The following is a 23,793-nucleotide window of genomic DNA, read 5'->3' on the forward strand; positions in this document are numbered from 1 at the left end:
AATCCCGAATGTCGACAGTACCTGCTGCGCCAGGCGTTCGAAGAAGCGGTTCACACCCATTCATATCAGTATTGCGTTGAATCGCTAGGGATGGATGAAGGGGAAGTTTTCAATATGTACCGCGAAGTCTCCTCGGTACACGATAAGTCCGCGTGGGCGATGAACTATACGGAAAGCCTGGCGGATCCCAATTTCCACACGGGCACACCAGCCAATGATCAGCGCTTATTGCGTGACTTAATCGGCTTTTACGTAATTTTTGAAGGGATATTTTTCTACGTTGGTTTCGTGCAGGTGTTATCAATGGGGCGGCGCAACAAGATGACAGGTGTTGCGGAACATTTTCAATACATACTGCGCGATGAATCGATGCATATGAACTTTGGGATTGACGTTATCAATCAGATCAAAATCGAAAATCCCCATTTGTGGACGGAAGATTTCAAAAAACAGGCTCTAGAGATGATACACAAGGGCATAGAGCTGGAGATCCGATATGCTCATGACACCATGCCACGAGGCGTGTTAGGGCTCAACGCCAACATGTTTACCGACTATCTACACTTCATCGCCAATCGTCGCTGCGCTCAAATTGGATTACCAGAACAGTTCCCTGGGGCAACCAACCCGTTCCCATGGATGAGTGAGGTAATGGATCTTAAGAAAGAAAAGAACTTTTTTGAGACCCGCGTAACTGAATATCAAACGGGTGGGACCTTATCTTGGGATTGAGTTTCTACCGCGAAAACCTCCTTAGCGGTAAGCCAAGATGGAGCTTGGCTATTGCCTGGCATCCGCTCGCCTCTTTTGGACGCCAGGCTTTCTTATGCAACACCCAAGCAATGGATATAAGGACATGATGCTTGTCTTATCGATACGGATAGCGTGTACGTTGGCCATGCAGACTTGAAAGAGAAGCCAAAGCCATCGTTGGACCCGGTCATCGCCAGGGGCCGACCACCCCCCGCGACGGAGCACGTCATTCAGACAGCCACCCTCGCGGGGGTCTCCAACGGGACCAACCAACACAACCTTCTGGATTGCTACCGCATCGCGCTTGATTTTGGCCTGGTGGCTGCAAGACGAGCACTTAGAATTTTGAATGCAAATCGCATCGTCTGACTTGCAGACATCATTACCTTATGCCGTGTTACCAACGGCGCATCCATTTGCACCTAGCGCCTACATTACGTCGGATAATTCTCCAAGCTGACTCGCCCGAGGAACGACTCGGGTGCCGGGGGCGGCACCCAGACAAAGGGCTTTTGCCATCACTTCATGTTCTTTATCGCCCAACAACCAAGTTTCAAAATGCACCTTTCCTATCATTGTGGCAAAGTGCTGATCAACGATCGCCTGACCAGAAAGATCAGACACCGGGACTTCAACCCAGTACGGGTTGAAAGACTTCACTAGTATAAGCCGATGGGCCTCGATGTGGCTCGCCAGCCAGGCCGCGAGGCTATCGGACGAGAACTCCCAGCTCGCAGCGATCGCGTTGTTTGCCACAGCCATCGTCGAGGGCAGCCAGATGGGGACGCGCGTCTCACCCAAAGCCTTACGTAAGTGATACACATCAGCCACTGGCGTAAGCTCCCGTCGGATCCCTGCCATCATGAACCCAAACTGATCCATTGCAGAAAGTGCCATGCAATGTGCGGTATCGTCAGCAAACTTCCAATATTGCTGCGCTCGGCGCACCAGATTGGCAAACTTGCCGCCACCCGGCACGATAATTACGCGCCCTCCTCCGTAACGAACAAGCACCTCGAGCCAAGCGGGCAATGTTTTGGAAAATGCAAGACTGCCGCCGATTTTAACTACCCACACGCTGTACTTCCTTTTGCTCAAACAATTTCAGCAGTGCAGCGGCTTTATCGAATGTCTCCTGATACTCCCCTTCCAAACTCGAATCAGCCACGATACCGCCCCCGGCCCAGCAGTGCATCCGGCATTCGTCGAAAACCAGCGTTCGTATCGCAATATTAGTGTCCATGTCGCCATTAAAGCCGATATACCCCATTGCGCCACAATAGACACTGCGGCGATGGGGCTCGAGCTCTTCAATGATCTCCATGGCACGTACTTTCGGAGCCCCTGTAATTGAACCGCCAGGGAAACAGCCCCGCAGTAAATCGAGGGCATGTTGACCGGAGGCAAGCTGTCCTGTCACGGTGCTAACCAAATGATGCACTGTTGCAAAGCTCTCAAGCGCAAACAGTTTAGGGACCTCGACCGTGCCGGGAGTACATGTTTTCCCCAGATCATTGCGTAGTAGGTCCACAATCATCACATTCTCCGCCCGATCCTTCGAACTTTTCTGAAGCTCCTCAGCCAACGACACGTCACGGCGCCTATAGGCTGAACGTGGGCGCGTTCCTTTGACCGGCTTGGTTTCCACCCGCCGATTCCTGACGCTAAGAAACCGTTCCGGCGAGGAACTTAATACGGCTCCGTCTTGAATTTGAAAAAATGCCGCAAATGGGGCTGGATTAAGCCCCCTTAATTGAACATAGGCGTCCCACAGATCGCCTTCTACGTTCACTGAAAATCGCTGGGCTAGATTGACCTGGTAACAGTCCCCATCACGGATATATTGTTTAACGCGCCTAAAGGCCCGCGCATAATCGTCACGATTCATGTTCGAAGAAACAGCAGATAATACCGTGAAGGGATTATCGCCCGCTGACGACGAAGGTGACTGATTCATATCTTCAAGCTGAGTCCATTCATCAAACGTACGTTGATCCCTCCCCTGTCCGACTAACCACGCACGCTTCTCCTTATGGTCAACGACAACAGCCCAATCGTAGAGACCAACAGCCATATCAGGCAGATTGACGTCCTGTATCGTCGCCTCTGGTAGAGACTCAATACGGCGTCCTAGATCATAAGCAAAGTAGCCAATAGCGCCACCACAAAACGGTAAATCCATCTCGTCTTGCTTTACCTCTCCCAAACAACGCTTAAGCAACATAAACGGATCCCGGCTAGAGCATTCCTCCCCATCACGGGAGGAGATAGTGGTCGTGTCACCACGCGTGGTTAGCGTCAAATAAGGATCGGCAGCGAGGATATCGTAACGCCCGTATTGCGTCGCTGGATGCCCACTATCTAAAAACACGCACCACGTTCGCTTAGAAAGACCTGTGAATAATTCAGAACTATCGGCGACGTAAGGCAATTCTGTGATTCGCGGTTTCAATGGCCCATCCTCAAAAGTTGGGCGACTGCCACAGCTGGTGCGCAGTCCGACGCTAACGGCTTTAACTCCAGCGGTGCGTCAATTAGTTCGGAGAAATCCACAAACGGGCGAGCGAGACGGTTTGCCAAGTCACGCACTAGAAAACGGCCGGTCCCCGCCCCAATCAAAGGGGCATCATCAGCAATCACATGCCTGGAGAGGGTCCGTTCAAGCCCCTGATAGATCCGGGCAAGCTGCAGATTCGCAATGTATCTGGCGACGCCGCACCAAGGGTCAAATGGTTTCGCCGCATCGAGGTCTCGACCAAGCATCCGGGCAAGGCGGCGGGCACTGTCCTCTACACCTTTACTGGCACCATCCGGTGTCTCCAGTAAATCCGCATCCACTGGCAGTGCGCCAGTGAGCCGATAAACGTCTGCCATGGTGGCAAAATGCTCCGCTGCCAGATACTGCCATTCCCCAGCGAATGGGATCCTTTGAGTGACGGCTATAATCGGCGTCCGTGCGATGCCAGTATATAACAACTCATCATATTGCATGCGATCAGAATCAGTATAACCGCGACAACAGACCTCCCCGCCTGCAAATGGAACAATGTCGGTAGTGGTGCTTCCAATATCGATCAGGATCCCCTCTGCGAGATGCATGCTGACAAAGCGGACGCTCGCATGCCAATTTGCGGAAGCGATCTCTGTTGTGTGTGCACTAACGCGCGAGCGTCCGACGAAACCCTTCCGTCCAGCGTAGATGCGCATATTCTCTTCTCCGAGGTGTGCCACCATATGCGTTATCAGGGTTGTGATCCCTATGGCACGGGTTTCGAACACATCTGCAAGCTCACCAGTAAAAGTTACCCCATGTTCCGCTGCAGTGTCAGGCAATGTATCTAGCGCATTCTGCATTGCCGTCTCAAAGCGCTGCACGCCTCTCCATAGTGGTGACGGTAATTGCTTGGCCATCCGGAGCGAACCATCCATGCCTAATAAAGCCAATTTGAGATGTGCTCCACCCACATCCCAACCGACGATCCCGCTATTGCACATACGTCTGCTCCAAATTGATTACCACCGGTTCGTTAGAGAGTAAGGCGCTCGATATGCTTTTGTTTCCCTCAAGCAATGACAGCACCAGTTCCGCAGGATTCCGTCTAATTGATTTTCGAAGCCCAATATAAGACGTTGTTAAACGAGGGTTGACCTCCAAAACAACGGGGCCGGATGGCGTCAAAATCAAATCAATGCCAACATAGCCCCATAGCCCCGGGATCGCCTTCGTGACGTCATCTGCCAGTTTCTCAAAGAGCGCTCGCTTGTCCCGCAATCCGTTCACGATCATGCCCCGAAGACAACATTTACTCGCATTAATCTCAACTCGCTGCTGATTACACGCTAAAACCTTGGCCTCACCATCACGACATAACATCGATATGCTAGCCGGAATTCCAGGGATAAATCGCTGTGCCACATGGAACTGTTTAGCCTTGTTATTATCAAGCCATGTTTTTAGTGCCTCGTAAGTTCGAAACAGGTATGTATCCTCGCAACCTACTCCGTCATCAGGTTTGATTATCCAACCTGTCTCGCTCAGTGGCAGATCAGTTGAAACTTGGTGGGTCTCAACAGCAGGAATTCCACAGTTCAAGAGCTGGGCGCTGGTGGCTGACTTGCTGGTGGTCAATCTAATTGCTTCTGGGCTGCTGCCCAGCAAGATTCGATGACACCTTTGTGCCATCTCGCTCAGGTCTTCCAACGCCCCCCCTGTCTCGGGAGCAATAGGCCACACGGCATCGGCGTTTCTAGCGAGGGTCTGCCATAACTGCCAGCAGTCGCCCGCTTGATCGGGCGTCTCGACTTGGATTGGATGTCGGACTACATCGAGCCGAGGATCTCTCGCCGTTACGATATCGATTGCCGTGAGATCAAGAAGATCACTTACCAGGGCATTGAGCATCATGTCGCCCTCTAGCGCAAGTGCATCTGGCAAAGGCTCGCCCAGTACACCACCACCCGTGATAAACTCACATACAAAAATACGCATACTCATCCCAATGTTGATTATTCCGGTTCTCGATATTCGTCAGGGACAAGTTGTGCATGCCCGCGCTGGCCGACGCGAGAGCTATCAACCCATACGTTCCTCCTTGTGCCGATGCAGCGATCCCAAGGCGGTAATCACCGACATCCTAACCATTTATCCGTTCACAACACTTTATATTGCCGATCTCGACGCGATTGAAGGCACCGGAAATAATCACGGACTGATGGACGAATTATGCGGGGCGTTCTCATCGCTCACCTTCTGGATCGACAGTGGCATCAAGACATCTTCTGGGCTGATTGACAACTTCCAGGGGCATTGTAAAGCAGTGGTTGGCAGTGAATACCAACAAGATTCGGGGAGCCTTTCGACTCTTCTGCAACACAACCCCCCTCCTATCCTATCCCTGGACTTTGCGGGTGAGAGGCTCCAAGGTCCCGACGGCATGCTGGAGGCAGCAAACCTGTGGCCCCAAGAGATCATCGTCATGAGTCTTACCCGTGTTGGCACGTCTCGAGGTCCCGACCTTGGCCGGGTTGCGCTTATCAAGGCATTGGCGCCTGAAAAATCGACCTACGCGGCCGGCGGTATACGCCATGAAAAGGACCTCTGGGCGCTCAAGAAGCTTGGCATCGCAGGTGCCCTCGTCGCAACAGCCCTACATAACCGGCGCATTGATCGGCACTCGATTGGCGCACTTTTAAATATGAACGGCTAATCGATTTGCGTTGGGCGTTTACTTACCCGGAAATGGGCGGGTGCTAAGGGCGCTTAGCTGGAAAAAAATTGCCCCGAGGAGTTCCCCCGGGGCAACGGCTCGTAGACTACAGCACTCGGCACCGAGAACAGATGCGCCATTGGCAAACTCAACGCCGAATTCACCGGGCGAAACCCCGACGAATCATCTTTCTCTGCGCCTTTTCGCGCGCTTAATTGTGCGCGGCGAAGGGGTGAGCAGCCTCGCCCTTCTTCTTGACTACCTCAGAGGCCTTGGGCTCACGTGCGACTGCACGCTTAATCGAAAGCTTAGTAGCCTCGTAATTGTAATCCTGAATCTTCGTGTTGTCCTCGGCCAGCCAGTGAATAAACACGCCGACGCAGATAAAAATATCGTCGGCCTCGTTAGCGGGGATGGTTCCATCCTCCACACAGTCCATCACCGCCATAGCTACCGCACGCTGGGCAGGACCAAACATCTGAACAGCCTGGTCGGCGCTCTTGAGGGTAACCTTGTTAAACAGGATCGTATTGGGTTTAGCCGGCAGGTTTGGTGCAACCACGGCCATCAACGTATTGAACCCATCCTTCTGATTGGTCAGAGCGTTGCAAAAGGCCGTCTCGGCGGGACTGCCTCTTGGCCCCATAAGCAGGTCGACGTGCGCCACCTCATTGCCCTCGCCGACCAAGGCTTCACCTGTGAGTACTCTATCAATGACTGCCATTTTTAATGCTCCTCTTGTTGTTGTCCCGAACAATTTTTTGAATATAGACATCGCTGCCTACCTATCGTTTTGCTTATAAGAAAGGGGGCCTACACCCGGTAAGGTCAACCGGCCGCCAGGGTTGCTGTCCTGCGCCCGGTAACCCCGTGTTTTAACAGGTCTTCGAACTGAACCGCCAATTGGCTTGCCACGGTGAGATCCGCGCTTGTCCCCGGATTGATCCCCGCGTGCTTAAGCCTTTGATCGAATTCTAGCAGAAGTGGAATTGCGCTTTCCGGGTTTTTATACGCATGAAAGCGAGCCTCCACTGGCCCCGCCATTGTATGAATGCGTGCTGCTGCCTCCTCCCCAAATTTTCGCTGAATGTGGGTATCTGGGACCCGCGCAAGAAAACTCAGGTAACACGCCACAACAGCCCATTCTACACTATTGTAGCGGCGAATGTGCTCAACTATGCACGGCACGCCGAAGCGGAAGATGTCGTCATAACCGCTTGCGTACTGATAGGCGATCCGGTCGCGTTGCTGCGCTGCCTCCATGGCTTCCTGCAAACTCGCCTTGGGTGAAAAATTTACATCATGCCGCTTGCTGTGTCCAAGTCCAGCAGGCGCTGCGAGCCGGATTGCCTTGAACGCGTCCTCGGCATCCCGCCTGTCCAGGGCCTCTAACACCCGAATCAGTCGATCCCGCAAGTTAGTCCCCCCAGTCTCCAGGAGCACCGCCTGGCTAAGGGGGGCAACGAGCAAGATGATCCCCAGATTCGTATTGCACGCCACTGCCGCCTGTGTCGCCTCGACGCTTCTCAGAACCCGCTCTCCTACCGAGAGCCCAGGGGCCCCTAGGATGGGTGCCGTGAGCTTGGCGCTACGTAGGAAATCATCGGCCGTCATCCCATGCCCACCGGCAAAGCGACTGACATTGCCAGGCTTTAAGGCATGGATCTCGACGCTGCAGCTCTCATAAATAGCCTGGACGACGGCCGCATGTCTTTCCATGACAAGCATCACGGTAAAACCGCCAGGCTGCCCGTAGCCGCGAGCCGGGCGCATAAATGATCCACAAGACAGCCACCAATATCCACCAAACACACTTCCTGCAAGCCCTTCCAAGCCGGGATGCCATTCACTTCAATGACGTACAACTGGCCGTGACGATCCCGCATGAGATCGACGCCGGCATAATCAACATCCACGGCGCGAGCCGCCGCTTCGGCCAAGCTTTGGAGCTCCCCTCCAATCGTGACGGCCTCGCAGCGGGCGCCTTGTGCTCGGTTGGTGATCCATCCAGAGCCGCGCCGGATCATAGCCGCCCTGGCACGGCCATTGATCACAAATACACGCCAGTCATACCAGTCGTTCTCACCCCGATCGACATAGGCTTGCAGATAGTAGACGCCGCCAAACACTTCCTCTGATGCCAAGTCTGAGGGGGAATTAAGCAACTTGACACCCGTCCCCTGCGAGCCGAACAGAGGCTTGCAGACCAACGGACAACCGCGACTCGCCTCACGCATTATGATGGCACGGGCTTGCTGTTCGGATTCACAAACCCATGTAGCTGGCGTTGGGATCCCCGCGTGCTTGAGGAGAAAGCTGGTCATTGCTTTGTCTACCGTCCACTCAATTGCACGCGCGTCGTTATAGACAGTGACACCCATATGACGCAGCATGTGCAGCACATCGAGACGCAGAATGACCTGCTCAAGGGTCCCCCCCGGGATGCCACGTACCAGTACACCTAAGGGCAGCAAATTGTCGAAGCCGGGCAGAATGATCGAAGATTGCTCACCCGTCACCTCGATGCGGCAGTCGTTAAGCGACACAAACACGGCCAGAAACCCGCGATCAGCAAATGCATCTCTTAATACACGCCCGTGCCAACCGGGATCGTCCGTGACAATAGCGATGCCCTGATGTTGCAGCGCGTCAATCATCTTGATTGCCGAAGGACGCGTCAAGCAGCTTCTCATCAAGTTGGCCCGCATGGAAACTCCGGCCACTATGGAGTTCAGTAACTGTCACCCGTGCTGGAGAAAACAGCATCGGGTCAATCTTAAAAAAGTCATAGTCGTGATCCTTAAATATTTGCGCAAAGGGCTTCCCGTAATCCCGGCAGGTACTGCTCGGCAGTGTTTCGGCAAGCTCGGCGGCCGCCGACTCCTCGCCCGTAACAAACAAGTGAACCTGCCCGCCAAAAACGATCGCATCATTGGTCCTGCCCATGGCGGTAATGAAATCCTTGGCAGGCGGGCACAATGGCGCACTGCCGGCGCCATCCACCACGTGCTCCAACGGAAAACCGAGGGCGTGGACCTTATGTAGGGCCACCTCAAGCACCCGTGCAACCACCTGCACAGTGCCAGCGAGGCTCCGGGTGGGTGTCACGATCAAAGTCAACCCGTCAGGGCGAATACCACACATCTCGACAATCTTCTCGACCACAGCCATTGGCGGCGCCGTGTCGACCTCGAGAACGAGCGATGCACTCTGGGCCCGGTCACGATACCCCAATTCGTCAAATAAGGGCTCCTTGCTGCCCATGGCACGACCCGGGCCGGATCCAAGGGCATTGAAGGCCTCCTTCCCCTTGCCGTGCGACAGACTCCAACCCGCGTACTGGCTGGCGAGGCAGGCGATAACCGGATCGCTTGCATACACATCCAGATGCCAATGCCAGTTTGTAAAGGTGTTGGCGCTGCGCAGGCTCACGTGACCAAGCCCACCCATGCAAATCTCCGCAATACGTCGCCCGGCCTCAAGGCCACCAGGCACCGTCATGCCGGCGTCCACCAACAGGCTTCCATTCTCAAGGACATCCACCTGAAGACGCAGTGATTGCGCGTCGTCAATGAGCGCTTCGACTAAGGGCTCTGCCAGTACGTTGACACTCGGTCGTGCCTGCGCATGTTCACTGCCATTCATTACCAACGCTTAAGCTTCTTGATTGGCGTACCATTTGATTCCTAGGCCACTTCTGCACGGCCCATGAGGGTCTGCTCAAACTGCAGAAGACGGTGCTGCACCGCTTGCCGTGCATGCCGAGCGCTCCTCCCACCGGCATGCACCGTGCATATCGGATCGCCGTATGGGATAAGCGTGCCATCTGCAGGGCGATCGCTTACCCAAGCCGGCCAGCCACCTCGCATCGAGATGGAAAGCGGCCTATCGGCATATAAGACGGCGTGGGCATTCACCGCACGCGGCGGGCGCCCGGGCAAGCGCACGAGGCGACCTTCACAGGCCTCGAGGTGAGCATGGAACAAGACGCCGTGCTGTTCATGGAGTTCAAATGTGGCGGGTGGCCGAGGATTGAGCTCCAAAACCCAAAAGGCATTGTCCTGCACGATGAAGTCGAGCCCACATAAACCCCGTAAATCGACCGCCCGCACCAGTTCGGCAACGGACTCTTCGATGGCGCGTTTTATCCGCGGCTCAAGCTCTGCTGCGCTGACGGCCCCACCATACAGGAAGGGTGTCTCGGGAACGTTTGCCGCGTGCCATTGCGTATTGTATCCGAGCACGGTAGCCACCTTACCATTCGCTAAAAAGACCAATGAACAGGGACGCCCCTCGAGGCGGCGCTGATAGTAATGCCGCTCGTCAGCAATATCCGCACGATCAACGGGGAGTAGCCGGATATGACCCCCGCCTGCCGCACCCGTCCGCTTGATAAGCCAGCGGGTCTTGGCCCTGGGTAGCTTGACCGTGGTTTCCGGATAAGGAATGCCGAGCCGCTCAAGCAGACAAAAGAATGACACCGGGTCCTTGACCTGGCGGATCACCTCCGGCCGAGTCCCAACAACGCGAAACTTCCTACCGAGGCGCGCTAAGAGATCCGGACAGTGCTCAAAGCCGCTGCCATAGACGAGGCGCGTATCCCTGCCCCGGGGATAAAGACGCAGGGCAGCACTTATGAGCCGCTCCGTATCGAATCCTTTCCTGCACGTCCCGATGACCTCAGACGCCAAGCTCGCTCGGCGCGTATCCGTATCCCCGAAGACATCCAGTACGTAGGCACCATACCCTGCGCGCTTTGCGGAGTTGGCCAGCGCCTGGCCAGACAACGCTGCAATTAAAACCTTAGGCTTCCCGCGCATACTCGCGCGCCACCTTAAAGGCATCCTGGAAATCTAGATACAAGGGCTTGCTCGTCTCGATCATCATCTGGCACAGCTTGGAGTGGACCTTGTATTTAACATTGCCGATTGCAAGCGCCCCAATGCCCACCGCCTTGGACGGAGTTACTTCCAATATCTTACCCATGTCATTCACATCCACACCTTCAATGCCGAGCGGCGGTACGGCGTTGCAGTCAGCAGCGACGATGAGCGCCTTGGAGTCTTTCAGGTCACTAGCTTTCACCACTCGCACACCCGCCTTAGCCGTGTTGATAATCACATGAGCCTGATTCAACATATGCGCCGCGCGGAACGGCAGTACCAGCGCGTCGTCTATCCGGCTGTCCGCACCGTCCATGTGAACACCATAACGCTTGTTGAAGGGTTCGGCGATTGCCCGGACGTGCTCGGCGTTACGGCGACTGCCGAGAAACACATTGGCACCACATTCCGCCGCGATCACACCTGCACAGAGCCCGACCGGGCCCGTGCCACCAAAAACATACATATTGAGCCCCTCTAACGACACACCTTTTTTCTTATCCACCCAGGACTCAACACACGCGATCACTGCAGCGGCCGTCGTAAATGCGCCGCTGGGATCAGCGAAAACCGAGACTTCGAAGGGCGGGACCATGGCCCCTTTAGCGGCCTCCAGCATATCGACCGCCAGACCAAACTCTCGGCCGCCTATGAATATCCCTGTTCGCTTTACACCTTTGGGTCCACGGGAAAAAATCGTGTCCTGCACCAAACCCGGTATCTCGTCCAGGGTGACACCACTGTAGGGAATGACATCGTTGTAGCCGGCCTCGTAGGCCATGTTGACATCGAAAGGACTTACGTTTCGGGTTGGATTGAACATATGCAATAGAAAGGGGTCTTTCATGATTGAGTCCGATACTCCTTATATTGCCTTAGGTAGACGTTGCCGAACTGGATAGCGGACGGCCATGAACTGCGATGTCAGCGCCTTTGTTGCGTGCCTTGCATACCATGAAAGAAAGTGGGCTATCTGGGTTGCAACGCGCACGTAAGTCGCGTAATACCTGATAGGCTCGCGTTTCATGGTCAAACACCGCGAACCCGGTTGGCCCCCAGGAACTCTGGCCCACCCCTAGTACTCCCTGCGCCTTTAGCCTCGCGATCACATCCCTCGCCAAGGGACTACTAAAACGCCCGCCTTGCCACACTGCGAAATGGTCGCCGATCATCTCCTGGATCTCAGTGATCGCATATCCGAACCCGCAGTAATCGGCCTCGACCAATGCAGGCAACACCTGTAGCAGGACCAGTCGACAAATATGCGACACCTTGCTCGGCGCCATTTTGGGTAATTGCTCAAACGCGATATGCTCCTCTAAGCCATCAATGCCCCGCCGTTCCCGATCAAATATAAGGAGTACGCGCCAAGCCTCCGGAAAGGCAATATGACTGATCACCGGCGGCACCAGCGTGCCAGCGCCTCTTCCACCGTCCACCAGAAATCCACCCAGATCGAATGCGCCGATGCCAAGACCCGAACGGGTCCCTCGCTCGACCCGGTTGGCGATCTCCAAGAGGCGGACATTAACCTCAAATAAACGGGCAATGGCCACGCCCACAGCAAGCGACAGCTGAGTCCCTGAGCCTAGCCCCACGTGTTCCGGGATGGCTTCCTCAAGTTCGATTTGGACATCGCGTCCCACGTTAAAGGACTTCAGAAAGGTCCTTGCACAGGCAAGCGCGCGTTTACTGGATGGCCCGCGGGCTGCAGATTTACCGTCCGAAGTGTCCCTGATGGTAAGCCGCGTACAGGGCTGGGATAAGCACAAGCCTAAACTGCCGAAACGCCGTCCCAGCTCGCCATTCATATCCATAAACCCCATGTGCAGGCGAGCCGGCGCTGTAACGCTGACACTCGGGCCCCTTGCCCCCATGTTCTGTTGTCGCTCTTCTTTCACACGCAAATAGCCTAAGCCTATATCCTTCACCTACCGCTTAGTCTCACGGCGCGCAAGGCCCTATACTATATCGCATGCGACACAATCGATGCACTGGCTAGGCAGATCATCAAAGATAACCCCAAGCCTGTAGATCGATTCGGTGATGATTGAGGCAAATCGCAGCGCCATCTCCCTGAAATTCTCAGTCTGGCGACCTATGCAGACAATTTCTGGTCGAAAATGTAGCGAAATTGACGGCTGCAACGGGAAGTGGTACAAAAACGAGTGGCGTGGTAGAAAAGTAGGCGTTGGCTTTTCCCTATCCCCCTCAATCCCTTCATGTTCGTTTACAGTGCGGCGGAGACAGTTCATGGTAGAGACGATGAGTCTAGTTGCCGGTCGCTCTAGCAAGCAGGGCACCGCCTTATGCGCCGGCAAGCTGGAGGACGAATATCGTGAAGTAACGTCCACTCTGGAGATGAACGTCGATGACATGGCCCGTCTCGGTTTGAAAGATGGCGATCCGGTGCGGCTAAGTACTGACGCGGGCGAAGCAGTGGTGCGCTGCATTGGTCGCAAAGCAGAGGACTTGCCCTTAGGCGTCTTGTTTATGGCCTACGGGCCGCCGTCAAGTCAGTTGATGGACAGCGATACGGCGGGTACCGGCATGCCGATCTCAAAAAACTTTGAGGTCTTAGTTGAACCTGTAAAGGGTTAACTAACCTGCGAGGAAACAAGATGAGCGAAAATATCCGTACCGTGGAAAATGCCACATGCACCTTTTGCGGCTGCGTCTGCGACGACATGATCCTGACCGTCGACCTGGACGAGAAGCGCATTACTCGGGCCAAAAACGCGTGTGTCTTGGGACGCGCCTGGTTCGCCGGGCACAAACATGAAGAACGCCCGTTCGCCCTCATCGACGGTAAAGAAGCGACGACCGCCGAAGGTGTCGAAGAGGCTGCACAGATCCTGGCCAAGGCCCGTTTTCCGATTACCTATGGACTCAGTGATACGACCTGCGAGGCGCAGCGCCAAGCGGTCGCGATCGCCGATCTGATCGGTGCCAGCATCGATACAACAACGTCCGTATGTCATGGTCCATCGGGGATTGCCTTTGAGGGCATTGGCGAAAGCACCATGACCCTCGGCGAAGTTAAGAATCGTGCTGACTTAGTTATCTTTTGGGGCGGTAATCCAGCCGCATCACATCCCCGTCTCTTTACCCGCTACGCAGTAACGCCTAAAGGAATGTATGTGCCCAATGGTAAGAAGGATCGCACGGTCGTTTTAGTTGACGTCCGCCGCACACAGAGCGTGCCAGTCGCGAACATCTTTATTCAAATTAAGCCCCGCAGCGATTTCGAAGTGCTTTGGGCACTTAGAGCCTTGGTTAAGGGCCGCCGGATCGACCCGATTATCGAGGAGAGAACCGGAGTCTCATTAGCTACTTTAGAAGACTTGGTCGACCGTATGAAGAATTGCCAGTATGGTGTCCTCCTATTCGGCATGGGATTGACCATGACCCGTGGCCGGCACTTCAACTCCGGGGCCCTGTTAGCGCTGGCAACCGATCTGAACGATTACACACATTTTGTGGCCAAACCCGTTCGTGGGCACGGCAATGTGACTGGCGCGGATAATGTCCTTTCCTGGCAAACCGGATTTCCCTTCGCCGTTAACTTTAGTCGCGGATATCCCCGCTTCAATCCGGGTGAGTTTACAACGGTCGATCTCCTATCACGCGCTGAAGCCGATGCCGCCTTAATTATCGCAGCTGATCCGGCGGCGAACTTCCCTAAAGCCGCCGTTGAACACCTTCGAAAGATCCCCGTGATCCTACTCGATCCCAAACCCACCGACACCAGCCAACTTGCCCGTGTGGCCTTTACAACAGCCACCTATGGCATCAATACAGCAGGGACCGTGTACCGTATGGACGACGTGCCCATCACGTTGCGCCCGGCGTTCGAATCACCTTATCCCAGTGATGAAGAGGTGTTGACTGCGATCAAGAAGCGTCTGCATGAGTTGACGTTGGCCAGGGGTGGCGCGTACGGGGCGGGCGCAACGCAACACGTCGCGGCGCCAGTGTCTTCCAGCTAATCAAACCTAAGTTTCAGCCTTCTATGCTCCGCATCGTCAATGGTAGAGTCTACGACCCTGCCAACAACGTGGATGGGGAAGTACGCGATATCTGCATACAAGATGGCAAGATTGTAGAAAGCGTACCGCCGGATGCAAAACGCATCGACGCCCAGGGTATGGTCGTGATGCCCGGTGGTGTCGACATTCATTGCCACATCGCTGGTCCCAAAGTTAATCTGGCGCGCAAACTGCAGCCCGAAGATCATCGCCACGATGTCCATCCCGGTACACCGTTCACACGTTCCGGTACGGGTGGGGTGGTCCCTTCAACCTTTACAACAGGCTATCGCTATACAGCTTTGGGCTATACCACCGCAATGGAGGCGGCTGTGCCACCCATTGGGGCCCGCCATGCCTTGGAAGAACTCCACGATACACCAGTGATCGATAAGGGGTTTTACGTCCTGCTTGGTAACAACGTCTTTCTTTACCAACTGCTTAAAGAAGGGCGAATGGACCAGTTTCGCCAGGCTGTCGCGTGGTGGCTAAACGTTACCAAGGCCTACGCCGCAAAGCTCGTCAACCCCGGCGGAGATGAACTCTGGAAAGGACGGCGCAATGCAAATATTACTAGGCTCGATGAAAAAATTGATCACTTTGACATTACCCCACGCCAAGTAATCAAGGCGTTCATAGAAGTCGTTAGTGAAATCGGTCTGCCTCATCCGCCCCATATCCACTGCAATAACTTGGGTCAAAGCGGTAACTACAAGACCACACTTGAGACGATGCGCACAGCAGGAGACAAACGCGCCCATATCGCCCACATTCAGTTTCACAGCTATGGCGGTGAGCCGGGGAAGAATCCTACCTCAAAAGCTCCTGAGATCGCTGAATACATCAATGCGCACCCAAATATCAGTGCCGATGTGGGGCAAGTGATGTTCGGTAAAGCCACAATCATGACTGGTGATGCACCGATGGCCTGGTTGCTGCGTCAAATTACCGGGAATAAATGGGTAAACGCTGATACTGAACACGAGAGCGGCTGCGGCATTATCCCCTTCGCCTACCAAGAACATATTTATACCCACGCCCTACAATGGGCAATCGGGTTGGAGTTGTTTCTCCTATCGCAGGACCCCTGGCGTTTGGTACTCTCAACTGATCATCCAAACGGTGGTTCGTTTATGAATTATCCCCGTCTGATCCGGTTACTCATGGATCGCACATTCCGCAATGAGCAGATTGGCTTGGTGAATCAAAAAGCAATTCGTAAAACCGTGCTGTTGGATGATCTTGACCGTGAATATTCCTTACAAGAGATTGCGATTGTCACGCGGGCCGGTCCAGCAAAGCTATTAGGGCTGCGTAACAAAGGTCAATTGGGTGTTGCGGCTGACGCCGACGTTACAATTTATGAGGAGCATGACGACAAGGAACAGATGTTTAGTGCGCCGCGCTATGTCATCAAAGACGGACAGTTAATCATCGAAGATCATGAATTCCGCTCTGACCATGAAGGCCGTCTACTCCATGTTGCTCCTGAGTACGATCCTGAGATCGAACAAGCGATTCGGCCTTTCTTCGAGGATTACTACACAATTGAATTTAACAACTATGCAGTTAACGATAGCTACTTACATCGCCATGAAACGATATCAACGACAACATAGATAAAAAATTCATAAACACTGGGATTTCGTAAGCAACCGGTTTTGTTCAAACTACATTAGCACCATTTTACAATAGCCTGCCGCAAAAGATGGCTAGGGTTTTGGCAAAATAAAGAAAAATAATGCGCATCCAAGCCACCGAAATCATTGATACCTTTGCCGAGGCCTTCGAGATGTGGGCCGCGAGAATCATCATCACCGCGGAAACCCATCAATGGGCAACTGCAGCGGCACAATCCATGACCGGCTTCGCTACTTCGGTCATTGGATGCAAATGCGAAGCAGGGATTGAGCGCGACCTCACCGCTGATGAAACGCCTGATCGGCGCCCCGGCATTAGTGTTCTGCTGTTCGCCACTTCCAGTGAAGGCATAGGTAAACGCCTTGTCGAGCGCGTCGGCCAAAGTATCATGACCTGCCCTACAACAGCCTGCTTTAACGGGCTCACCAGCGAGAGTGATGTGGTCGTCGGCGGACAACTTCGCTACTTTGGCGACGGCTATCAGATCAGCAAACAGTTGGACGGGCGTCGTTTCTGGCGGATCCCGGTAATGGATGGTGAGTTCTTAGTTGAAGATCGCTTCGGCGTTCAGCCTGCTGTTGGTGGCGGTAATATCTTAATATTAGGGAAAGATATGCAGACAACCCTGCGTGCCGCCAAGGCAGCCACAAAAGCCATGAGGGAGGTGCCTGGTGTTATTCTGCCGTTCCCAGACGGTGTTGTCCGCAGTGGCAGCAAGCCCGGGTCCAGATACAAGGCCCTATTTGCTTCAACCAATGATCCGTACTGTCCCACGCTGCGTGCCATCGCCCCAGAAACAAAGGTGAACGCCGACGTAAACAGTGTACTGGAAATCGTCCTGGATGGCCTCGATCTTAACGCCGTTGAGGTTGCCATGCGCCATGGCATTTATGCCGCCGCCAGACGCGGCATCAAGCAAATTTCCGCAGGCAATTACGGTGGCGATTTGGGTCAATATCAAATCCGCCTGTACGATCTCATCAAGGATCAATGAGTGATGAACCTCTCATCTATCAAGATTATATCCGTAGGCTGTAGAGCCAGCTTTGATGTTACATCAGCGTTGCCCAGATGAGCCTTAAACTATCATTACATACTGTTCCCGAAGTACCGCTAGAAGCTGAGTCCATCACACCCGACCGGCTCGCTGACCTAAGCGAGGCGGACATCGCAGCACTACCCGTTCACCATGGAAATCAACAATCTTCCATTGGAGATTTCTTCTCCGTCTCAGGAAACGGTAATAGCGAAATACAAATTGAAGGCGACTTAACCCGCGTCAAGCTTATTGGAGTTGGCATGACATATGGGCGCATCATAATTGAGGGTAATGTCGGCTTACATGTAGGTGCCGCCATGTCAGGTGGCGAAATAATTGTTAAAGGCGACGCTGGGGATTGGGTCGGTCCTGAAATGTCAGGCGGTCGAATTGTTGTAAAGGGCAATGCCGGCCATCTCGTTGGAAGTGTATACCGTGGCGGGCGCATCGGCATGCGGGGTGGTGAAATTATCATCCACGGTAACGCGGGCAATGAAGTAGGTAATGGAATGCGTAGCGGCCTAATCGCAATCGGTGGCGATTGCGGCGACTTCACCGGTGTTAACATGCTAGCAGGGACAATTATTGTCGTCGGGAAACTTGGATGGCGGTGCGGTGCCGGCATGAAGCGCGGCGCGATCGTCTCAATGCACGATGCCGAGCTGCTCCCCACTTTTAGTTATGCGTGCACGTACCAGCCGGCTTTTTTGCGCCTTTATCTACTCCACTTGAACGAACTCGGCTTGCCGATTAGCGACGCCCATATGAATGGTCAATACCGGCGCTTCAGTGGTGATGCCGTAGAACTGAACCGTGGAGAAGCGTTGCTACTTAAATCTTAGGGGAATAAAGCAACCGAGACAGGAAATGGCACCAAAGCCTTAAGGATGGCTAGAACCGGACTCCACAGTCCGGTAATTTGAGATCTCTGCGTATAGCACAAATACTTATTCGAGACGTGCCTGAGTTAGGAGAACTCTATGACGACCATCATAACTGATAACTGTATTGATTGCCGCTTCACGGACTGCGTAGAAGTGTGCCCAGTCGCCTGTTTTCATGGTGATGACAAGCAGCTCTACATTGATCCAGAAGTGTGCATCGACTGCAGCGCCTGCATTCCGGAATGTCCCGTAGAAGCAATCTACGAAGACGATGACATTCCTGAGGACAAGTTGCATTGGATTGAGATAAATGCCGAACGGGCACCGCAGCTTCCAGTGGTGGACTCACAAGTAGATCCGTTGCCCACAGCAGAAGCAAAAAAAGCCGAGCTTGGCTTCTGAGTAGATTGCTGAGCCTCGCGTTCCACCACAGACGGCGAGGATTCAAGGAACGGTTGCGCCTGGTATTTACGCCATTGTGGTCAACCGCTCTTTGCTCTCATCAAGGCGCCTCTCGAACAAGGGATTCGGATTGCGTTATTATCTTTAGTCGTACACGTTACTCACTTTCAGGGTTCGATATTTGGCTTCGTAGTACAAGCTAAGTCAAGGGAGCGATACGACTAGCTCACTCGACATTCACCAAGCGAGACCATGTAAATTAATTCGTTATTAGAAAACAACTGTAGGAGGAATCTAGTCATATGAGCAAGCTCGGGACAGAGCAAAACCCCTTGAAGGTAGCCGTCGTAGGCAGTGGGCCGAGCGGCTTTTACGCTACCGAGTCGCTTCTCAAATCTGAGCACAATGTTCTGATTGATATGCTTGAGCGGCTCCCTGCCCCGTATGGGCTTGTGCGAAACGGCGTTGCTCCAGATCATCCGAAACTTAAGCAAGTAATCTTGGTGTATGAAAAGATTGCCGAAGCTCCCGAGTTTAACTTTTTGGGGAACGTCTTGGTTGGCCGTGATGTAAGTGTTGAAGAGCTTAAAGATACCCACCATGCGATCATTTTCGCGTGCGGTGCAGAGACAGACCGCACGCTCGGTATACCGGGTGAAGACTTGCCGGGCAGTCACACCGCAACTGAGTTCGTAGGGTGGTACAACGGGCATCCTGATTATCACGACCGTGTCTTTGATCTGTCTAACGAAGTAGCTGTCATCATAGGCCAAGGCAACGTGGCGACCGACGTATGTCGGCTGCTTGCTAAGACTGTCGACGAATTAAAGCACACCGACATCACTGAGCACGCGCTCACGGCGCTTGCCAACAGCAAAATCCGCGAGATCCACATTATCGGCCGCCGTGGACCCGCCCAGGCCAAGTTCACGCCCGCGGAACTCCGGGAGCTTGGCGATATGGCCAGTTGCGACGCGATCGTTAGGCCAAGCGACCTGGAACTGAATCCTGAAAGCCTGACTGAACTCGCCGATAAGACTAATCGAATAAACGCAAAGAACATCAAGATCTTTCAGGAATATTCAGACCAAGCAGCGCCGACAAAGCACCGTAGATGCTATTTTCACTTCCTGAAAAGTCCTGTCGAACTGGCAGGAAACGGGCGCCTAGAGCGTGTCGTACTCGAGAAGAACCAGCTCACAGGTGAACCATTCCAACAGGCCGCCCAGGGAACAGGTGAGCGCGAAGAGCTGGCATGTGGCTTACTTTTCCGCAGTATTGGCTACCACGGTATCCCAATTCCCGGGGCCCCTTTCAATGAGCGACGCGGCGTTTTTCCAAATCGAGATGGGCGGCTCCTTGACAGCAATCAGTCCGTGATACCGGCCCTTTATGCCACCGGTTGGATTAAACGGGGTCCCACCGGGATAATCGGGACGAATCGCGCAGACAGTGTTGCAACGGTAAAGGCGCTGCTGGAGGACCTTGGCAAACTTTCTGACGATACAAAACCTGGCGCCGATGGGCTCTACCCCCTGCTAACCGAACGGGGTATTCGGGTAATCAGTTTTGCAAACTGGCGTGAAATCGATGCGGTGGAAGTTGAGCGAGGTAAGCCCAAGGGCAAACCTCGCGAAAAGTTTACAACTGTGAAAGACATGCTGGAGGTCCTCAACTAGGAATCACCCAGCCGAATGCCCGCTGCCGATTTCTAAGCCAATGCCCACGGCACCCCGGGGCAGCTCCACGGCTCTGTGCGCCACCGGTTCCTACTGCCAATCGCTTGGTCCCTGATAATCCTGGCGCTGCGCCCTGTGTCAGCGTTGACAGAACAGCTTAGCTCAAGACACCAACAGCATGTGCTCTAAAACGGCTGAGTCGTATCAATTTCTAGCATGCATTACGCCATTATCGTATCTAGGGGTTACACTATGCAGGACATCGGACCTAAGCCGTCGGGATCGCAGAAGAGAAAAGAAAAACTATGCAAGCGCCAAATTCTCACCGCCTATCAACATCAACGTTTACTAACGTATCCTGCCCGTTTTGCAGTCTACTCTGCGACGATCTCATCATAAAAAATAGTGGCGGGCAGTTGCATGTAGAAAGAAATGGCTGCACCAAAGCGATCGCAGGTTTCGAGCGTTCGGTAATCAAAACGTCCCCTCGCATCCAGGGTAGAGAGGCCTCCCTAAAAGAAGCCGTCGACTGCACCGCGAGGATGCTTCGTGCCGCAAAGCAGCCCCTCTTCAGTGGCCTAGGCACGGATGTAGCTGGTATGCGTGCTGTCTTGCCTCTAGCTGAACGCACAGGCGCCATCTTGGACCACATGCACGGTGATGCCGAAACACCTCATGTGCTGGCCCTGCAAGACGGCGGCTGGATGAGCACAACGCTCACTGAGATCAGAAATCGCGCTGATCTTATTATCTTTGCAGGCACTGATGTCGTTAGCGATTTCCCACGCTTTTTCGAACGGATCGTGTGGAACTCGCATGGCCTGTTCGATCTTAAGCCAGAACAACGTGACATTATTTACATAGGACGTCGTTTAAACACAGCACCAGGACGGAGTCCTAAAGGCCGCAAGCCGCTCCACATTGAGTGCGATCAGCGTCGATTACTGGAAATCGTATCAGTACTCCGTACGCTACTTAGAGGCGGTGCCATCCAGGTTCGCAGTGTCGCCGGAGTATCGATCTCGGTACTACAGACCCTTATCGAGCGGATGCAGAAAGCCCGTTATGGCGTCTTGGTATGGGCGCCAGCTGCACTTGATTTTCCGCACACTGATCTTGCGATACAAGTGTTCTATGAGCTCGTAAAAGATCTCAACAAGACGACCCGCTTCTCTGGCTTCTCTCTGGGCGGGAATGACGGAGGCATAACAGCAACCAATGTCTGCACGTGGCAAACCGGCTATCCGCTTCGTACCGGCTTCTCACGAGGCTATCCTAAATACGATGCATGGCGCTATTCAACGAAATCCTTGCTGGAACATGGCACTATTGACACATTAGTCTGGATTTCATCCCTTAGCACACAGCCTCCCCCAGTGGGATCGGAAACGCCGACTATTGTGCTTGGCGTGCCCCAGTTCAAGTTTAGTGAAGAACCTGATGTATTTATCCCAGTAGGCACACCTGGTGTGGATCATAACGGGCAGTTGTTTCGATGCGATAATGTTGTCGCATTGCCGATGCGCACGCTTAGACAGTCTCCGTTGCCTAGCGTCGCCTCCGTAATTACTGCAATTCACGAACTTTTATAACAGTGCACGCAGCCGCAGAATGCTAATTCGTCTAAACGGTGGAAAAGTCTACGACCCCGCCAATAATATAAACGGCGAGGTCCGTGATATCTTTATTTTCGATGGAAAGATTATCGGCACGCCGCTGGAAGACACTCGCATCGATAAGACTTATGACATACGGGATCGTATTGTGATGGCGGGCGCTATTGACATCCATACACATATAGGTGGTGGCAAAATCAATATCGCACGTATGATGATGCCGGAAGACCACGAAGCTGATCCAGTATCACGCACAAAACTCACCCGTGCGGGGTGTGGACATGCTGCGCCTTCAACATTGACGACCGGATACCGTTACGCCCTGTTGGGTTATACCGCTTGTTTTGAGCCTGCAATGTTACCTATCAACGCACGTCAAGCGCATTTGGAAATGGGCGACACACCAATTGTCGACAAGGGTGCATACGCACTACTTGGAAATGACGATTTCCTGCTCAGATTGCTAGCAGAAAATAAGGAGCAGCAGTCTATCAATGACTACGTCGCCTGGATTATCGATGTAACGCAATCTATGGCTATAAAAGTCGTTAATCCAGGCGGAATTAGTGCCTTTAAGTTTAACCAACGAAACTTAGACTTGGATGAACCACATCCCTATTACCGCACTACGCCACGCCAAGTGTTGCAGCGATTGGCACGAGCAACATATGAGCTTGGGGTGCCCCATCCGTTACATGTGCACGGCTGCAATCTTGGCGTCCCAGGAAATGTGAATACGACCCTAAACACAATTAACGGTATGGAAGGTTTACCTATCCATCTCACGCACATACAGTTTCACAGTTATGATACTGAAGGTGATCGCAAATTCTCATCCGCGGCACCACGCATTGCCGAAGCAGTTAATCGTAGTAGTAGCGTTTCTATCGATGTAGGCCAGGTCATGTTTGGCCAAACGGTGACAGCGTCTGGCGATACCATGTCCCAATATAGAAATTATCCCTTAGCCAGTCCAAAGAAATGGGTATGTATGGATATTGAATGCGAAGCGGGATGTGGGGTGGTGCCGTTTCACTATCGCGAACGAAATTTTGTTAATGCATTACAATGGGCAATTGGACTTGAAATCTTTCTGCTTGTCGGTGACCCATGGCGGGTATTTCTAACTACTGATCATCCAAACGGCGCACCTTTCACAACGTATCCGCACCTGATTCGTCTACTCATGGATCGGAGTTTTCGTCACGATATGCTTTCACATATTCATAAGGATGCCGCTGCAATAAGCCATCTCGGTAGTATCGACCGTGAGTATTCCCTTTATGAGATCGCTATCATGACCCGCGCCGGGCCAGCTCATAGTCTAGGGCTGAAGGATCGCGGGCATCTCGCTCCTGGCGCTGCCGCAGACATCACAGTCTATAAGGAAGACGCAAACAAGGAAAAAATGTTTGCTAAACCGGAGTACGTATTTAAAGACGGTGAGCTAGTTGTACACAAGGGTAAAATTGTAATGGTCCCGCAAGGTGCAACACATTGTGTTAAACCCGACTACGACAAGGGCATCGAACGTCCACTTAAGCAATATTTTGATCGCTATCATACAGTCGCGTTCGAGAACTTTAAATTAGATCCTGAGGAGATTCTTGAGATTGGGGGTGGTCACCTTTCCATCCAACCGTGCCACACGGGTGGGTAAG

General features: G+C 53.4%; 22 protein-coding genes. 11 read left to right on the forward strand and 11 right to left on the reverse strand.

The annotated features are described in order from the left end of the window. The coding region (locus tag O6944_03925) for a ribonucleotide-diphosphate reductase subunit beta (GenBank protein ID MCZ6718289.1) at positions 1-732 on the forward strand (732 nt) is incomplete at its 5' end. A 450-nt stretch (positions 733-1,182) separates the two neighbouring features. Here O6944_03925 and O6944_03930 read toward each other — a convergent pair. The 4 genes from O6944_03930 to O6944_03945 are packed head-to-tail and all read right to left on the reverse strand — an operon-like array spanning position 1,183 to position 5,242. Beyond that, positions 1,183-1,830, reverse strand: coding sequence for a hypothetical protein (locus O6944_03930; protein MCZ6718290.1), 648 nt, complete (start codon positions 1,828-1,830; stop codon positions 1,183-1,185). Continuing rightward, the gene (pabB, locus tag O6944_03935; protein ID MCZ6718291.1) at positions 1,817-3,205 is read right to left on the reverse strand and encodes an aminodeoxychorismate synthase component I; all 1,389 of its coding nucleotides are present in this window, start codon (positions 3,203-3,205) and stop codon (positions 1,817-1,819) included. The genes O6944_03930 and pabB overlap by 14 nt, the downstream gene beginning before the upstream one ends. Then, positions 3,202-4,248, reverse strand: coding sequence for an S-layer protein (locus tag O6944_03940; GenBank protein ID MCZ6718292.1), 1,047 nt, complete (start codon positions 4,246-4,248; stop codon positions 3,202-3,204). Before O6944_03940 ends, pabB begins: the two co-directional genes overlap by 4 nt. After that, positions 4,238-5,242, reverse strand: coding sequence for an ATP-grasp domain-containing protein (locus tag O6944_03945; protein MCZ6718293.1), 1,005 nt, complete (start codon positions 5,240-5,242; stop codon positions 4,238-4,240). The genes O6944_03940 and O6944_03945 overlap by 11 nt, the downstream gene beginning before the upstream one ends. A gap of 10 nt (positions 5,243-5,252) precedes the next feature. Here O6944_03945 and O6944_03950 point away from each other — a divergent pair, with 10 nt between their 5' ends. Further along, on the forward strand, positions 5,253-5,960 hold the full coding sequence (locus O6944_03950; GenBank protein ID MCZ6718294.1) for a HisA/HisF-related TIM barrel protein: 708 nt from the start codon (positions 5,253-5,255) through the stop codon (positions 5,958-5,960). Positions 5,961-6,171: 211 nt separating this feature from the next. Here the strand turns inward: O6944_03950 and fae are convergent, their stop codons facing one another. The 7 genes from fae to O6944_03985 all read right to left on the reverse strand — a co-directional run bounded on the left by fae (position 6,172) and on the right by O6944_03985 (position 12,774). Continuing rightward, entirely contained in the window at positions 6,172-6,684 is a 513-nt protein-coding gene (fae, locus tag O6944_03955; protein ID MCZ6718295.1) for a formaldehyde-activating enzyme, read from the reverse strand. Positions 6,685-6,788: 104 nt separating this feature from the next. Beyond that, complete coding sequence (locus O6944_03960) at positions 6,789-7,733, reverse strand: triphosphoribosyl-dephospho-CoA synthase (GenBank protein MCZ6718296.1); 945 nt, start codon at positions 7,731-7,733, stop codon at positions 6,789-6,791. Beyond that, on the reverse strand, positions 7,688-8,617 hold the full coding sequence (locus O6944_03965; GenBank protein ID MCZ6718297.1) for a RimK family alpha-L-glutamate ligase: 930 nt from the start codon (positions 8,615-8,617) through the stop codon (positions 7,688-7,690). Before O6944_03965 ends, O6944_03960 begins: the two co-directional genes overlap by 46 nt. Then, on the reverse strand, positions 8,610-9,605 hold the full coding sequence (gene mch, locus O6944_03970) for a methenyltetrahydromethanopterin cyclohydrolase (GenBank protein ID MCZ6718298.1): 996 nt from the start codon (positions 9,603-9,605) through the stop codon (positions 8,610-8,612). Before mch ends, O6944_03965 begins: the two co-directional genes overlap by 8 nt. 41 nt (positions 9,606-9,646) lie before the next feature. Continuing rightward, positions 9,647-10,780, reverse strand: a complete 1,134-nt coding sequence (locus tag O6944_03975; protein ID MCZ6718299.1) for an ATP-grasp domain-containing protein — start codon at positions 10,778-10,780, stop codon at positions 9,647-9,649. Next, a complete protein-coding gene (locus O6944_03980; GenBank protein ID MCZ6718300.1) occupies positions 10,764-11,690 on the reverse strand; it encodes a methylenetetrahydromethanopterin dehydrogenase in 927 nt (308 codons plus the stop codon). The genes O6944_03975 and O6944_03980 overlap by 17 nt, the downstream gene beginning before the upstream one ends. Positions 11,691-11,718: 28 nt before the next feature. Next, positions 11,719-12,774: a GHMP kinase gene (locus tag O6944_03985; protein MCZ6718301.1), complete on the reverse strand. Its 1,056-nt coding sequence runs from the start codon at positions 12,772-12,774 to the stop codon at positions 11,719-11,721. Between the two features lie 334 nt (positions 12,775-13,108). Here O6944_03985 and O6944_03990 point away from each other — a divergent pair, with 334 nt between their 5' ends. The 9 genes from O6944_03990 (at position 13,109) to O6944_04030 (ending at position 23,792) form a co-directional block, all read left to right on the forward strand. Further along, positions 13,109-13,444 carry a hypothetical protein gene (locus O6944_03990; GenBank protein MCZ6718302.1) on the forward strand — a complete coding sequence of 112 codons (336 nt, stop codon included), beginning with the start codon at positions 13,109-13,111 and terminating at the stop codon, positions 13,442-13,444. A 20-nt stretch (positions 13,445-13,464) separates the two neighbouring features. Beyond that, entirely contained in the window at positions 13,465-14,832 is a 1,368-nt protein-coding gene (locus tag O6944_03995) for a formylmethanofuran dehydrogenase subunit B (GenBank protein MCZ6718303.1), read from the forward strand. 23 nt (positions 14,833-14,855) lie between these two features. Then, the gene (locus tag O6944_04000) at positions 14,856-16,490 is read left to right on the forward strand and encodes a formylmethanofuran dehydrogenase subunit A (protein MCZ6718304.1); all 1,635 of its coding nucleotides are present in this window, start codon (positions 14,856-14,858) and stop codon (positions 16,488-16,490) included. A gap of 122 nt (positions 16,491-16,612) precedes the next feature. Then, positions 16,613-17,506, forward strand: a complete 894-nt coding sequence (gene fhcD, locus O6944_04005) for a formylmethanofuran--tetrahydromethanopterin N-formyltransferase (GenBank protein MCZ6718305.1) — start codon at positions 16,613-16,615, stop codon at positions 17,504-17,506. 77 nt (positions 17,507-17,583) lie between these two features. Next, positions 17,584-18,393 carry a formylmethanofuran dehydrogenase subunit C gene (locus tag O6944_04010; GenBank protein ID MCZ6718306.1) on the forward strand — a complete coding sequence of 270 codons (810 nt, stop codon included), beginning with the start codon at positions 17,584-17,586 and terminating at the stop codon, positions 18,391-18,393. Between the two features lie 138 nt (positions 18,394-18,531). Further along, positions 18,532-18,837, forward strand: a complete 306-nt coding sequence (locus O6944_04015; protein ID MCZ6718307.1) for a 4Fe-4S binding protein — start codon at positions 18,532-18,534, stop codon at positions 18,835-18,837. A 302-nt stretch (positions 18,838-19,139) separates the two neighbouring features. Then, entirely contained in the window at positions 19,140-20,516 is a 1,377-nt protein-coding gene (locus tag O6944_04020; GenBank protein MCZ6718308.1) for an FAD-dependent oxidoreductase, read from the forward strand. 305 nt (positions 20,517-20,821) lie between these two features. After that, positions 20,822-22,108 (forward strand): formylmethanofuran dehydrogenase subunit B, encoded by a 1,287-nt coding sequence (locus O6944_04025; protein ID MCZ6718309.1) that lies wholly within the window; start codon positions 20,822-20,824, stop codon positions 22,106-22,108. Between the two features lie 19 nt (positions 22,109-22,127). Continuing rightward, on the forward strand, positions 22,128-23,792 hold the full coding sequence (locus O6944_04030; GenBank protein ID MCZ6718310.1) for a formylmethanofuran dehydrogenase subunit A: 1,665 nt from the start codon (positions 22,128-22,130) through the stop codon (positions 23,790-23,792). Position 23,793 lies beyond the last annotated feature (1 nt).

It is taken from the genome of Gammaproteobacteria bacterium (assembly GCA_027296625.1).
Lineage (GTDB): Bacteria > Pseudomonadota > Gammaproteobacteria > JAKEHO01 > JAKEHO01 > JAKEHO01.